The sequence below is a fragment of the Pseudomonas sp. MWU12-2037 genome (genome assembly GCF_023242345.1).
GTDB lineage: Bacteria > Pseudomonadota > Gammaproteobacteria > Pseudomonadales > Pseudomonadaceae > Aquipseudomonas > Aquipseudomonas gingeri_D.
In genome coordinates this window covers 46,515-59,233 of record NZ_JALLIZ010000004.1, presented here as the reverse complement: position 1 = coordinate 59,233, position 12,719 = coordinate 46,515, and the positions used below count along the sequence as shown (strand labels likewise).

The window sequence follows — 12,719 nt, the reverse complement described above, 5'->3', positions numbered from 1 at the left end:
ATCAGGGTTCGGCAGTCGGGTCTTTAGCGATTCAGGCCCTGCATCACCGCTTCCGGATAGCGCAGCCCGGCCGTGGCACCCGCCGGGAAAATCGCCTCCAGGGCCTGCAATTCGGCGGGGCTCAGCTTCACCTCCAGGGCCGCCACGTTCTCTTCCAGGTATTTGCGTTGTTTGGTCCCGGGAATCGGGATCAGGTAGTCGCCCTGGGCCAGGACCCAGGCCAATGCCAGTTGCCCGGCCGTCACGCCTTTTTCCGCGGCCAACCCTTGCACCTGCTCCACCAGCCGCAGGTTGCGGGCGAAGTTCTCGCCCTGGAAACGCGGGCTGAAACGCCGATAGTCATCGGCGGCGAAATCATCCGGGCTCTTCAAGGCGCCGGTCAGGAAACCACGGCCCAACGGGCTGTAGGGCACAAAGGCGATTCCCAGGCGTTGGCAGGCGGCCAGGCAGCCGTTGTCTTCCTGATCACGGCTCCACAGCGAGTACTCGCTTTGCAAGGCGCTGATCGGATGCACCCGATGGGCCCGCTCCAGGGTTTCGGCCGAGGCCTCGCTCAAACCCAGGTAACGAACCTTGCCGGCCTTGACCAGCTCGGCCATGGCGCCGACGGTTTCCTCGATGGCCACTTCCGGGTCGATACGGTGCTGGTAGTACAGGTCCAGGGTCTCCACGCCGAGGCGCTTGAGGGTGCCGTCGATGGCCGTGCGGATGTACTCCGGTTTCCCGCTGACCCCACGGTACGCCGGCCTGGCCGGGTCACGGAGGATGCCGAACTTGCTGGCCAGGAACACCTGGTCGCGTTTGCCGGCGATGGCCTGGCCGATCAGTTCTTCGTTGCTGTGGGGGCCGTACATATCGGCGGTGTCGAGCAGGGTTACGCCCAGTTCCAGGGCCCGATGCAAGGTCGCGGTGGCTTCGCGGGTGTCGCTGCCGGTGGTGTAGAAATCGGTCATGCCCATGCAGCCGAGGCCGATGGCGGAGACCTGTGGGCCGTTCTTGCCGAGTTGACGGGTGTGCATGGTGTGAGCTCCTGTGGGATTTCGTGCAGTGTGAACCTCGACAAAAGCGCGATAAACCGGCTAAAAGCACTATCACTATTCGTAAAATCCCAATAATGGAGGGCCGATGGATCGCTTCAATGCCATGCGGGTCTTTACCCGGATCGTCGAGCTGGGCGGTTTTGCCAAGGCCGCCGACAGCCTGCAAGTACCCCGGGCCTCGGTGACGGTGCTGGTCAAGCAACTGGAAGCGCACCTGGGGGTGCAACTGTTGCACCGCACCACCCGCCAGGTCAGCGCCACCCTCGACGGCGCGGCCTATTACCAGCGCTGCGTGCAACTGCTGGCGGACCTGGAGGAGACCGAAGCGGTGTTTTCCTCTGCCCGGCGCAATCCACGGGGGACCCTGCGGGTCGATATGCCGGCGGGCATCGGGCGTTTGATCGTGATTCCGGTATTGCCCGAGTTCAGCGAGCGTTATCCGCTGATCGACCTGGAAATCGGCCTGAATGACCGGCCCGTGGACCTGATCCGCGACGGTATCGATTGTGTGCTGCGGGGTGGCGAGGCCCTGGACGAATCGCTGGTGGCCCGGCCGCTGGTGCTGGTCGAGCAAGTGACCTGTGCCAGTGCGGCCTATATCGAGCGCATGGGGTTGCCGACGTCACTGGCGGACTTGGCGGGGCATCGGATGGTCGAGTATTTTTCCAGTGTCAGCGGCAAGCGCTTCGGGCTTGAGTTCCAGCAGGGCGGCCAGTTGCAGGCGATCGACCTGCCCAAGCGTCTCTCGGTCAGCAGTGCCGACGGTTACCTGGCGGCGTGTGAAGCGGGTTATGGGTTGGTGCAGATTCCCTATTACCACGTGGTCGAACAACTGCGCAGCGGCCAGTTGTGCGAAGTGCTGGGCGATTATCCACCCCCCGGATTACCGCTGAGCGCAATGTATCCGCCCCATCGACAGATGTCGGCGCGGGTGCGGGTGTTTGTCGATTGGCTGGTGGAAATCTGTGCCCGACCGGGTACCGGGTTTAGGCGATGAGGGGACGGTCGATCACCGTCCCCGACAAGAGCGATCAGCGACGGTAGTAGCCACCCCCATCATAGTAACGATGGTCATGATCGTGCCAGCCTCCGCCACGGGGAAAAATGAAGCAACCGCTCAGAGACAAGATGATCAGCAGGGGAATCAACATCGTGATTCGACGAAACATGGATAAATCCTCATGGGTGAAGCCGGGAAGATAAAACCTTTCCCCGGATATACTATGGGACCCCGTTTGCGTCGTTTCATTCATCGGCCTTTGTAGGGTTTTGGTATGGATTCAGATACAAGTCGGATACATTTGTCGTTTCAAGTTTTAACTATTCAGGAATAGGTAATGACTCAATCGCAGCGTCTGAAGTACTCGATTCTGATTTCCCTGGTGGTACTGGGGATCATGTTCGGCCTGTCCTATCTGCAAAACACCGGGGTCATCAGCGAGAAGCTGTTCCAGTACATCGCCATTGGCGTGGCGGTGCTCGTGGTGGTGATCAACGGTGTGATGCGGCGCAAGGTCAAGCCCTGAACTCAGTCGCCGATCTGCGCGCTCTGCGGCATGGAGTCCTGTAACTCCAGGGCCGCGGTCGCATCCGGGTGCAGGCTGTAGCTCTTGTCCGCGTTGAGCACCACGACGCCCTCGCTGCACAGGCGCTTGAGCACCTCGCGCACGCTGAGAAAGGACAGGGGAATGCCCAATTCCAGCAAATGACTGTGAACCCCGCGCACACCCAGCCGGCGCTGATCCTCGTCGGCGCTCAGCAGGGCGTCGATGACTTTGAGTCGGATCAGGCTGGTGCGCAAACCGAAGTGTTTGAGCAACTGACGGATGCGGTTATTACCACTGCGTTCGGCAGGTTTGGCCAACATGGCGCCCGAGCTGTAGGAAGGATCGCGTTGCAAAGAATTACCGTCCGTTGACCTGTGCTGGTCGTACATGCAAAAACTCCTTTTCAGAGCCTGATCAGGAATGTGATGTCGGCTCTCCTTGATAAGGACGAGCGAGACGGATAAATCATGAAGCCTCGAATGTAGAAAATTTGTCGGTATCAAGTCGCAGACAGGTGATAGCACCTGGATATCCTTCAAGTTTCATGTTCAGACGCCTGTATATCCCTAAATTTTCATATTCAGACTCGTCTTTCATGGGCAGGCATCGGCCGTCCCTTGTTTATTTCCCTCGGTGGCCGCTTTTCCGGGTTGCCGTTCGCTGTTGCGCATGCGGTCGCCTGGTGTTCGATATTCCATCAGGAGTCAGTGTGATTATTACCCGTTCGCTATCCAGGCTGTGCCTGGCGACGTTGTTGATCGGCCTGGGCAGCCACGGCCAGGCCCGCGAGGCTGGCGACGCGAGTCGCGAGCTGAACGCCGAGATCCGTCGTACCACCTTTGGCGTGCCGCATATTCGCGCCAGCGACGAGCGCGGGCTGGGCTACGGCATCGGCTATGCCTATGCCCAGGACAATCTGTGCCTGCTGGCCAACGAAATCGTCACGGTCAACGGCCAGCGCTCGCGCTACTTCGGCCCCGAACAGATGACCGTCGAACGGCGTGACAACCTCACCAGCGACCTGTTTTTCAACTGGCTCAATACGCCCGAGGCGGTGGCGGCTTTCTGGCAGGCGCAAACCCCGCAGGTCACGCAATTGATCGAGGGTTATGTCGCCGGTTACAACCGCCAGCTCGGCGAGCGCCAGGCCGGGGGCTTGCCGGAGCAGTGCCGAGGGCAGTGGGTGCGGCCGATCACGCCGCAGGACCTGGTCAGGTTGACCCGGCGCCTGCTGGTCGAAGGCGGTGTCGGGCAGTTCGCCGAAGCCCTGGCCGCCGCCACACCACCGCGGCAGACTGCCCAGGTGTCGAGTGCGTCGTTCCAGCTGGCGGCCGAACGCCTGCAGCGTTTCGCCCTGGACCGCGGCAGCAATGCGCTGGCGGTCGGCGGCGAGCGTTCGTTCAACGGCCGTGGCCTGTTGCTCGGCAACCCGCATTTCCCTTGGGTCGGTGGCCTGCGTTTCTACCAGATGCACCTGACCATTCCCGGTCAGCTTGACGTGATGGGGGCGGCCTTGCCGGGTCTGCCGATGATCAATATCGGTTTCAACCGGCACCTGGCCTGGACCCACACGGTGGACACGTCCAGGCATTTCACCCTGTATCGGCTGCAACTCGATCCCAAGGATCCGACCCGTTACCTGCTCGACGGACAATCCACGGCGCTGGACAAGCGCCTGGTCAAGGTCGAGGTCAAGCAGGCCGATGGCAGCACCAGGACCGTTGAACGGGTGCTCTACAGCTCGGTGTTCGGGCCGGTGGTGCAATGGCCCGGCAAGCTCGACTGGAACCGTGACGTGGCGTTCAGCCTGCGCGATGCCAACCAGGACAACGACCGGGTGTTGCAGCAGTGGTATGCGATGAACCATGCCGACAACCTTCAGGCGTTGCAGGCATCGGTGCAGCGGATTCAGGGCATTCCCTGGGTCAACACCCTGGCGGTGGATGACCAGGGGAAGGCGCTGTACCTGAACCTGTCGGTGGTGCCTTACGTGGATGCGGCCAAGCTGGCCTTGTGCGGCGATCCCCATGGCAGCGGGCCGCTGGTGGTGCTCGACGGCTCGCGCGCCGCCTGTGCCTGGAACGTGGCGGCGAATGCCGCGCAGAAGGGTATCTTCCCGGCGGACCAGTTGCCGCAACTGGAACGCGGCGACTATCTGCAGAACTCCAACGATTCGGCCTGGATGGTCAATCCGCGGGCGCCGCTCACGGGCTTTTCGCCGCTGGTCAGTCGTGAGGGCGAGCCCCTCGGGCCACGGGCGCGCTTTGCCCTTGAGCGCCTGGCACGGCTGGATCGGCCCGCGGCGATCAAGGTTGCGGACCTGCAGGCGATGGTGATGGACGATCAGGTGTACCTGGCCGGATTGGTGCTGCCGGACCTGCTGCGCTTCTGCGCCGGCGACCTGGGCAGCGATGCCACGACGTTGGCGCCGGTGTGCGCCAGCCTCAAGGACTGGGACGCTCATGCGAACCTGCAAAGCGGGCTGGGCATGGTGCATTTCCAGAACATCATGGCGCACTTGTCCGAAGGCGAGAATTTCTGGCGGGTCAGGTTTGATCCGGCTGATCCGCAGCACACCCCGCGCGGCCTGGCCTTCGAGCAGATCAAGGTGGCCAGGGCGCTGCACGGAGCGATGCTGGCGTCGCTGGAACAGGTGAAGGCGGCGGGACTGACGGCCGCCAGTCACTGGGGCGATGTGCAGCAGGTCAGCCGGGGCGGGCAGCCGGTGCCGGTGCATGGCGGCCCGGCGACCCTGGGCGTGTACAACGCGATTCAGAGTGTGCCGGGGGAGGGCGGCAAGCGCGAAGTCGTCGGTGGCACCAGCTATCTGCAGGTGGTGAGTTTTGACGACAAGGGGCCTCAGGCACTGGGGTTGCTGGCGTTTTCGCTGTCTACTGATCCGGCATCGCCGCATTTCCGCGACCAGACCGAAGCGTTCTCGAAGAAGCAATGGAGTGTGTTGCCGTTCACCGAACAGCAGATCAGGGCGGATGCCGAGTATCAGGCGCAGGTGATTCGCGAACCGCAGAAGTAACATTCGTGGTGAGGCTGAACGCGGTCCCTTGTAGGAACCGGCTTGCCGGCGATGGCGTCCTTCAGGGCGGCAAAAGCTTCGCTGGCAAGCCAAGCTCCTACAGGTTTCACGGTGCTTTCAAGATCCCGTCAGCCCTTCGGGGTATCCTGCGGGATCGCGTTGATCACCGCCTGGCCTTCCTTGTTCTGCGTCAGGTACACCGGCAGCACCTTGGGCAGGGAGGTCAGCAACCGCTGCACTTCCCCGGTGCTGTAGATCCCGCCGATGCGAATCGTCCCGGTGTTCTTGTCGGCCAGCAGCGCCGGGCGCTCAAGGTAGCGGTTGATCAACGGCAGGGCATCGCTCAGCATCAGGTTATCGAGGACCAGTTTGCCATCGCGCCAGGCCAGGTTGGCGTCTTGCGCATAGGTCTGGCTGATCTGCGGCTCATGGTCGCCGGATTTGTAGCGCGCCTGCATGCCCGGGTCCAGGCGATAACCGTCACCAGGGTGGGTGGTATTGCTGCTGACCAGCACCGAGCCTTGCAGCAAGGTCACGCGAACCTGATCCTGATACATCCACACGTTGAACTGGGTTCCGGTGACCCGTACCTGACCCTCGGCGGCCTTCACCACGAAGGGGTGCTCGGCGTCGTGGCGCACCTCGAAATAGGCTTCGCCCTTTTTCAAGGTCACCCGACGCTGATCCTTGTAGTTGCTGTAGGTCAGCCGCGTTCCCAGGTTCAATTCCACCTGGCTGCCATCGGCCAGGGTGACCTGGCGCAACTGGTTCGAAGTTTCGAAGCTCTGGTAGGCATTGGGAATCCAACCGAGGCTCCAACCCAGGTAGCCGACGACGGGCACGGCCAGCAGGCTGATGGTCGCGGCCATGGCGTAGCCTTGCCAGCGACGGCGCTTCGCTATCAGGGCCACCACCTGGGGCACGGCCGTCGGCGGTAGTTGATCGGCCACGTCCCAGATTTCCAGCATGGCCTCGTATTCGACGGCATGCAGCGGGTCGGCCTTGAGCCAGGCGGCGAAGGCTTCGCGTTCGGCGCTGGTGCAATCCTCTTCATGCAGCCGCATGCACCAATGCGCGGCAGCGTCGGTGATGGCGTCGTACTCGGCTTCTGAAAGGATCGGTTCGCTCATGAATTCTTCCCTGGTTTCGGCCATTCTAACCCTCGGCAGTCTCTGTCGAGAACAGTGGATGGCAAACAGATCAATTTGATAGCGCGCACTGTGCTTCGAGGATCCTGGAACAGGTTGAGACGTCCGGGTTCGATATTTATTTGGTTAATATCATTCAGTTCCGAAGGTGGCTTTATTCATGATGTCGGCCGGCATGACAATCGGCAGCACACTTTCATGGAGTTCACGTCATGCCCAAGTCCATCGTTGCCGCGTTGCAAATCGGTTCCTTGCCGGGGGGCAAGGGTGACACCCTGGAACAGATCCTCGGCTATGAGCGCGCGATCATCGAGTCCGGCGCCTGCCTGGTGGTGATGCCCGAAGCCCTGTTGGGTGGCTATCCCAAGGGCGAAACCTTCGGCACCCAGTTGGGTTATCGGCTGCCCGAGGGCCGTGAGGCCTTCGCCCGTTATCACGCCAATGCCATCGATGTCCCGGGCGCCGAAACCGACGCGCTGGCGCAGTTGTCCGCTCGCACCGGGGCGAGCCTGGTGCTCGGGGTCATCGAACGCGCGGGTTCTACCTTGTATTGCACGGTGTTGTTCTTCGAACCCCAGGGCGGGCTGGTGGCCAAACACCGCAAGCTGATGCCCACCGGTACCGAGCGGCTGATCTGGGGCAAGGGCGATGGTTCGACGTTGCCGGTGGTGGAAGGCAAGGCCGGGCGGATCGGTTCGGCGGTCTGTTGGGAAAACTATATGCCGCTGCTGCGCACGGCCATGTACGCCAAGGGCGTTGAGGTCTGGTGCGCGCCGACGGTGGATGAGCGGGAGATGTGGCAGGTGACGATGCGCCATATCGCCTGTGAAGGCCGCTGCTTTGTGATCAGCGCCTGCCAGGTCCAGCCTTCGCCGCAGGCACTGGGCGTGGAGGTGGTCAATTGGCCGGCGGAACGTCCGCTGATCAACGGTGGCAGCCTGATTGTCGGGCCCATGGGCGAGGTGCTGGCCGGGCCGTTGGTCGGCGAGGCCGGCCTGCTGACCGCGCAGATCGACACCGAGCAGCTGGTCCGCGCCCGTTATGATTTTGACGTCACCGGCCACTATGCCCGCCCGGATGTGTTCGAGTTGCAGGTCGATGAGCGAGCCAAGCCAGGCGTGCGTTTTATCCAGGACTGATCAGCGCAACCGCTGCCACTCTTCGCGGGTGATTTCCCAGATATCACAGGGTAAACGCCCGCTGACGAAATCCCGTTCCTCGCTGTGCAGCAGGCGCATGCCCTCACGTTCCGAGACCCGCCGCGAGGCCAGGTTGGAGGCGGCCTTGGGCACGCGCATCCGCTCGCGGCCGAGGGTCTCGAACCAATACGCGGTGACGGCGGTACTGGCTTCGCCGATCAGGCCCTGGCCCTGCCATTGGGGAGCGAGCCAGAAGCCGCGGTTGTTGTCGGCTTCGTCCATCAGGCTGATGGCGCCGATCATCTGTTCCGGGGCCGCGCGCAGGCGGATCGACCAGTGCCATTCCACGCCGCGTTCGACAGCGGGCAGGGCGACGTCGCGCAGATAGCTCAGGGCGCCATCTTCGGGATAAGGCCAGGGCACCCGGGCGTTGAGAAACCGCACCACTTCCCAGTGGGGAAAGAGTTGCTGGATGGCGGCGGCATCATCCTGTTGCAAGGGTCGTAGCCGTAGTCGTTCGGTACGGAGTTCGGGAGTGTTCATAAGGGTTTCGGCTTCCTTGTCGAGTGGGACATTAGTTTGACACATTGGATGGAAATTGCCGTTATATTGACGGTCCGCCACTATTACCTACACTTGAATATCACCTGCTACAGCATTTTTCGCAGTCCGTTAGTTTTTCTACGTTAAGGAGAAGACAAATGGCTCGCTCGAAAAACTGGTGGTGGGGTTTGCCGTTACTCGCTTTGCTGTGGTTGGCCGCTCTTTGGATAACAACGCCTGAAGTCGAACAGGATTTGCAGACCCGCGTGGGGAGTGCAACCGATAGCGCTCCCATTGTTGTCGCCGGACGTGACGTGACCCTGCCCAATGCAACATCACAAAACCGCAACGCGGCGGATCAGACGTATGGTGTCAGACAGGTTGTCGGTACCCTGGCCGACCAGCCGGTGAAACCGGCCGATAGTGAGATCGGCACTCCTCCCGAAGTTGTCCCTCCCGCGCCGGTGGCACCGACGCCGCCTGTTGTCGATGAGTCCCAGGCCAATCCACCGAGTTCAGTCGGCATTATTGATGCCAAGGCCTGCGAGCAACAGTTCGATGCGGCCCTGAATCAATACAAAGTGCTGTTCGACACCGCCCAGGACATCTTGTCACCGGCTTCGCAAACGGCGCTGGATGCACTGGTGGCCACGGCCAAACAGTGTCCCGACGAGCAGTTTGAAGTCGATGGTTATACCGACAATACCGGCAACGCCGCCTTCAACCTGGGACTGTCCAAGCGCCGGGCCGACGCCGTGGTCAGTTATCTGGCCAAACATGGCGTTACCCGGGAACATCTGAAGGCTGCGGGATTTGGCGAGGCTGATCCGGTGGCGTCCAACGATACGCCGGAAGGCCAGGCACAAAATCGTCGGATAGAAATAAAAGTAACGGATGACAACCCTGTGCCCGCCCCGACTGACGCTAAATAACCAGGAGCAACCATCATGAGTTATTTACTTGAACAGTATTGGGGCTGGATGCTGGTGGCCGGGGTTCTCGGTTTGCTGGTGGGCTGGATCGTCACTCAGACCGAGCGCCATGTCCGCTGGGTCGCCGGCTGGTTGCATGGGGCGTTATGGATCTTTGCCATCGGCATAGTGGTTGCCGTGCTCAAGTTGTTACCGGGGCGCGCCGGCTTGTGGCTGGAAATGGCCTTGCTGCTGTTTGCGGCTTACCTGGTCGGTTGCTGGTTCAGTGCCTGGATTCGCTCGATGCTGGCGGCCGATGCCGCCACCAGCACCACGGGCTCGCAACCAGGAACCCGGGCGGCGGCCACCGATGCCGCCGGAGTGGGCAGTCGTCCGCTGGTCATGGAGCAACCCACCGGCCCCCTCGATAACCTGAAGTTGATTTCCGGGGTAGGCCATAAAAATGAAGCCGTGCTGCACGAGCTGGGCATTTACCGGTTTTCCCAGATTGCCCAGTGGACGGAGCCGCAGGTGCACTGGATCGAGCATTACTTCAGCTTTCCGGGACGGGTCGAGCGCGAGGATTGGCGAGGTCAGGCGCGGATACTGGCGCAAGGTATCGAGACCGAGTTTGCCAAGCGGGTGAGACTGGGTGAAGTCGATACGTCTGAAGATTGAGGCCCCGATGCCCGGTCGCCCGGTGGTTAAGAACACCTGAGGGGTGAACGCGGTCTTGTGGCGAGCGGGCAAGCCCGTTCGCTGCAAGACCGTTTTCGCTTCAAAATTCGGGTATCTGGCCTTGCTCTGCAATGCCAGCGCGCCGACTTCATCCAGGCCGCTGCGCTACTGACAATTTCTGACAGGGGGCTCTGCTAAGCTGCGGCCCTTGATCCGGCCAGAGGTCGTCCACCGTGTCCCGCACTTCGCGTTTACTCACCTTGCTCCAGGTATTGCGCGCCAAAAGCCGCCCGGCCACCGCCGCGGCCCTGGCCTGCGAGCTGGAGATTTCCGAGCGCACGGTCTATCGCGATATTGCCGAACTCACCGCCCTCGGTGCGCCGATCCAGGGCGAGGCGGGCGTCGGCTACGTCCTGCGCAGCGGTTTGTTCCTGCCACCGCTGATGCTCAATGCCGATGAAACCGAGGCCATCGTCCTCGGCCTGCAATATGTCGATCAACGGGGTGACGAGGTGCTGAGCAAGGCCGCTTCCGATGCCCTGGCCAAGATCGCCGCGGTGCTGGCGCCGGCCGCCCAGGAGGCGCTGCGCAATCCGACCCTGCTGCCGGGGCCGCGGGGCTGTGGCTACCCGGACAATGCGGTGCCGTTGAATGTGTTTCGTCAGGCCATCCGTGACCAGGCCAAGTTGCACATCGACTACGCCGATGTGAACAGGGTGCCCAGCCAGCGGCTGATCTGGCCCCTGGCCCTGGGCTTTATGAACGAGGCGCGGGTGGTGGTCGCCTGGTGTGAGTTGCGCCAGGCCTTCCGGACCTTTCGCACCGACCGCATCGCCACGGCCCGGGAGCAGGGCGAACGTTATCCGGGCCGGCGCAGTGACCTGCTAAGGCAATGGCGCAAGCTGTTCGACCAGGACGAACACGAGCGCTTCACTCCTGACAAGAACTGACGGAGCCCTGTTCTAGGATGGCTCTACCTTCTACCAGCAAGGAGCTGTGAACAGCATGACCACTCAAACTTCGGTGCTCGCCCCGGCCATCGAGGCCTATATCAGCGCTGCCAATGCCCGCGACAGTTCGGCGGTGGCGAGTTTCTTCGCCGAAGACGCGAACGTCTTCGATGAAGGCCATCATCGCGTCGGCACCCTCGCCATCGCCCAATGGATGGATGAGACGGCGCGTAAATACCAACCCCGGGTCGAAGTCCTCGACGTCGCGCAACGCACTGGCAAGGTGCTGGTCAAGCAGTTGGTCTCGGGGACTTTTCCCGGCGGCTCGGTGGAGCTGCGCTACGTGTTCCGGCTCAATGAGCAGGGCAAGATCGCGCGGTTGGATATTTCCCTCTAGGACAAGCTGGCATACTGCACGGCTTCCCGGTTGCGAGCCTGCCCGACGCCATGACTGCCGATTCTCCCCTGAGTGCCTACCGCGCTGCCGTCGAGCAGCGCGGCTTTCTCCACGACCAGGCCCAATGGCAGGCGGTGCAGGCCTTGCAGCGCTGCCACGAGGCGTTGCACCAGGGCCTGGTGCCCAAGGGCGTTTACCTCTGGGGGCCGGTCGGGCGCGGCAAGACCTGGCTGATGGATCAATTCCACCAGACCTTGCGCGTGCCGTCGCGGCGCCAGCATTTCCATCACTTCATGGGCTGGGTCCACCAGCGCTCGTTCCAGCTCAGCGGTATCGCCGACCCGCTGCGGGCCCTGGCCCGTGAGCTGGCCGGGGAGGTCCGCGTGCTGTGCTTCGATGAGCTGTTCGTCAGCGATATCGGCGACGCGATCATCCTCGGAAGGCTGTTCCAGGTGATGTTCGACGAGGGCGTGGTGATCGTTGCCACCTCCAACCAGCCACCGCGACAGCTCTATGCCGATGGCTTCAATCGCGAGCGTTTCCTGCCGGCGATTGCCGCCATCGAGCAGCATATGGAGGTGGTGGATGTCGACGGCGGCGAGGACCACCGCCTGCATCCGGGTGCCGGCGTGCAGCGTTACTGGGTCGACCCCGAGGGGCAGTCGGCGGAGTTGGTCGAAGCATTCAAGGTGCTGACCGCCGGGCAGCCGCTGTCCGCTGAACCGGTCGCCATGGGGTATCGGACCCTGGCGGTGGTGCGGGCCTCGCCGACGGTGCTCTGGTGCCGCTATGCCGAGCTGTGCGAGCAGCCCCTGGCGGCCATGGATTTCATGGCGCTGTGTGATCGTTACACGGCGATTTTCTTGAGTGAGGTGCCCAACCTCAGTGCCCGCCAGCGTCCCGGGCGGATCGCCCGCGGCACCGAGGACGCGGCGCGCCGCGTCGATGCCGGTGACCGTGAGTTACCGCAGCTGTCGGTCCATGACGATAGCGTACGGCGCTTTATCGCCCTGGTGGACGAGTGTTACGACCGCAAGGTGCCGCTGTACATCGCCACCCAGGTGCCGTTGGAGGCGTTGTACACCGAAGGCTACCTGGCATTCCCGTTTCGCCGCACCCTCAGTCGTTTGCGCGAGATGCAGTTGCAGCGTTTCGGCCAGGGATCTGCCGGTGCCGAATAAAGCTGCCGGTGCGCCTTGATGTAAATCAAGCCTGTGCAGCCGGGGGGCGCCATCATGCATGCAATGTCCCGATCTCCCGATGACGGCGAGATTTGCCCGGTGCTCTTCAACCATTGCCACTGTGGGCGGGGAACCTGTTGCCCCAGAGGTG

At 62.3% G+C, this 12,719-nt stretch carries 13 protein-coding genes; 9 read left to right on the top strand and 4 right to left on the bottom strand.

Annotated features, from left to right (window positions below; translation table 11 throughout):
- Window positions 1–23 precede the first annotated feature (23 nt).
- Window positions 24–1,019 (bottom strand): aldo/keto reductase, encoded by a 996-nt coding sequence (locus M5B42_RS08540; RefSeq protein ID WP_103494823.1) that lies wholly within the window; start codon window positions 1,017–1,019, stop codon window positions 24–26.
- A gap of 106 nt (window positions 1,020–1,125) precedes the next feature.
- On the opposite strand from M5B42_RS08540, the gene M5B42_RS08535 reads away from it, so the two are divergent.
- Together M5B42_RS08535 and M5B42_RS08530 are read left to right on the top strand one after the other, a co-directional pair.
- Window positions 1,126–2,037 carry a LysR family transcriptional regulator gene (locus M5B42_RS08535; protein ID WP_248745549.1) on the top strand — a complete coding sequence of 304 codons (912 nt, stop codon included), beginning with the start codon at window positions 1,126–1,128 and terminating at the stop codon, window positions 2,035–2,037.
- Window positions 2,038–2,377: 340 nt separating this feature from the next.
- Window positions 2,378–2,566 (top strand): hypothetical protein, encoded by a 189-nt coding sequence (locus M5B42_RS08530; RefSeq protein WP_100943910.1) that lies wholly within the window; start codon window positions 2,378–2,380, stop codon window positions 2,564–2,566.
- A gap of 2 nt (window positions 2,567–2,568) precedes the next feature.
- Here M5B42_RS08530 and M5B42_RS08525 read toward each other — a convergent pair whose 3' ends face one another.
- Window positions 2,569–2,976: a fe2+ zn2+ uptake regulation protein gene (locus M5B42_RS08525; RefSeq protein ID WP_103494821.1), complete on the bottom strand. Its 408-nt coding sequence runs from the start codon at window positions 2,974–2,976 to the stop codon at window positions 2,569–2,571.
- A gap of 320 nt (window positions 2,977–3,296) precedes the next feature.
- On the opposite strand from M5B42_RS08525, the gene M5B42_RS08520 reads away from it, so the two are divergent.
- Complete coding sequence (locus M5B42_RS08520) at window positions 3,297–5,621, top strand: acylase (RefSeq protein WP_248745548.1); 2,325 nt, start codon at window positions 3,297–3,299, stop codon at window positions 5,619–5,621.
- Between the two features lie 128 nt (window positions 5,622–5,749).
- On the opposite strand, the gene M5B42_RS08515 is transcribed toward M5B42_RS08520, so the two are convergent.
- The gene (locus tag M5B42_RS08515) at window positions 5,750–6,751 is read right to left on the bottom strand and encodes a FecR family protein (RefSeq protein ID WP_152736925.1); all 1,002 of its coding nucleotides are present in this window, start codon (window positions 6,749–6,751) and stop codon (window positions 5,750–5,752) included.
- A 230-nt stretch (window positions 6,752–6,981) separates the two neighbouring features.
- Between M5B42_RS08515 and M5B42_RS08510 the strand changes: the two genes are divergently transcribed.
- Window positions 6,982–7,908 (top strand): carbon-nitrogen hydrolase family protein, encoded by a 927-nt coding sequence (locus M5B42_RS08510; protein WP_152736924.1) that lies wholly within the window; start codon window positions 6,982–6,984, stop codon window positions 7,906–7,908.
- On the opposite strand, the gene M5B42_RS08505 is transcribed toward M5B42_RS08510, so the two are convergent.
- Window positions 7,909–8,451 carry a GNAT family N-acetyltransferase gene (locus M5B42_RS08505; RefSeq protein ID WP_152736923.1) on the bottom strand — a complete coding sequence of 181 codons (543 nt, stop codon included), beginning with the start codon at window positions 8,449–8,451 and terminating at the stop codon, window positions 7,909–7,911.
- A gap of 158 nt (window positions 8,452–8,609) precedes the next feature.
- Here M5B42_RS08505 and M5B42_RS08500 point away from each other — a divergent pair, with 158 nt between their 5' ends.
- From M5B42_RS08500 to zapE, 5 genes are all read left to right on the top strand, one after another.
- Window positions 8,610–9,383: an OmpA family protein gene (locus M5B42_RS08500; protein WP_248745547.1), complete on the top strand. Its 774-nt coding sequence runs from the start codon at window positions 8,610–8,612 to the stop codon at window positions 9,381–9,383.
- A gap of 15 nt (window positions 9,384–9,398) precedes the next feature.
- A complete protein-coding gene (locus M5B42_RS08495; RefSeq protein ID WP_248745546.1) occupies window positions 9,399–10,040 on the top strand; it encodes a hypothetical protein in 642 nt (213 codons plus the stop codon).
- A 233-nt stretch (window positions 10,041–10,273) separates the two neighbouring features.
- Window positions 10,274–10,990 carry a YafY family protein gene (locus M5B42_RS08490; protein WP_248745545.1) on the top strand — a complete coding sequence of 239 codons (717 nt, stop codon included), beginning with the start codon at window positions 10,274–10,276 and terminating at the stop codon, window positions 10,988–10,990.
- 55 nt (window positions 10,991–11,045) lie between these two features.
- Complete coding sequence (locus tag M5B42_RS08485) at window positions 11,046–11,387, top strand: nuclear transport factor 2 family protein (RefSeq protein ID WP_040069438.1); 342 nt, start codon at window positions 11,046–11,048, stop codon at window positions 11,385–11,387.
- A 50-nt stretch (window positions 11,388–11,437) separates the two neighbouring features.
- Window positions 11,438–12,568 carry a cell division protein ZapE gene (zapE, locus tag M5B42_RS08480; protein WP_248745544.1) on the top strand — a complete coding sequence of 377 codons (1,131 nt, stop codon included), beginning with the start codon at window positions 11,438–11,440 and terminating at the stop codon, window positions 12,566–12,568.
- The last annotated feature ends 151 nt before the right edge of the window (window positions 12,569–12,719 follow it).

Coding starts and splice junctions, on each gene's coding strand:
- M5B42_RS08525 (WP_103494821.1), bottom strand. CDS start 2,976: ATGTACGACCAGCACAGGTCAACGGACGGTAATTCTTTGCAACGCGAT.
- M5B42_RS08485 (WP_040069438.1), top strand. CDS start 11,046: ATGACCACTCAAACTTCGGTGCTCGCCCCGGCCATCGAGGCCTATATC.
- M5B42_RS08515 (WP_152736925.1), bottom strand. CDS start 6,751: ATGAGCGAACCGATCCTTTCAGAAGCCGAGTACGACGCCATCACCGAC.
- M5B42_RS08540 (WP_103494823.1), bottom strand. CDS start 1,019: ATGCACACCCGTCAACTCGGCAAGAACGGCCCACAGGTCTCCGCCATC.
- M5B42_RS08535 (WP_248745549.1), top strand. CDS start 1,126: ATGGATCGCTTCAATGCCATGCGGGTCTTTACCCGGATCGTCGAGCTG.
- zapE (WP_248745544.1), top strand. CDS start 11,438: ATGACTGCCGATTCTCCCCTGAGTGCCTACCGCGCTGCCGTCGAGCAG.
- M5B42_RS08505 (WP_152736923.1), bottom strand. CDS start 8,451: ATGAACACTCCCGAACTCCGTACCGAACGACTACGGCTACGACCCTTG.
- M5B42_RS08495 (WP_248745546.1), top strand. CDS start 9,399: ATGAGTTATTTACTTGAACAGTATTGGGGCTGGATGCTGGTGGCCGGG.
- M5B42_RS08500 (WP_248745547.1), top strand. CDS start 8,610: ATGGCTCGCTCGAAAAACTGGTGGTGGGGTTTGCCGTTACTCGCTTTG.
- M5B42_RS08530 (WP_100943910.1), top strand. CDS start 2,378: ATGACTCAATCGCAGCGTCTGAAGTACTCGATTCTGATTTCCCTGGTG.
- M5B42_RS08510 (WP_152736924.1), top strand. CDS start 6,982: ATGCCCAAGTCCATCGTTGCCGCGTTGCAAATCGGTTCCTTGCCGGGG.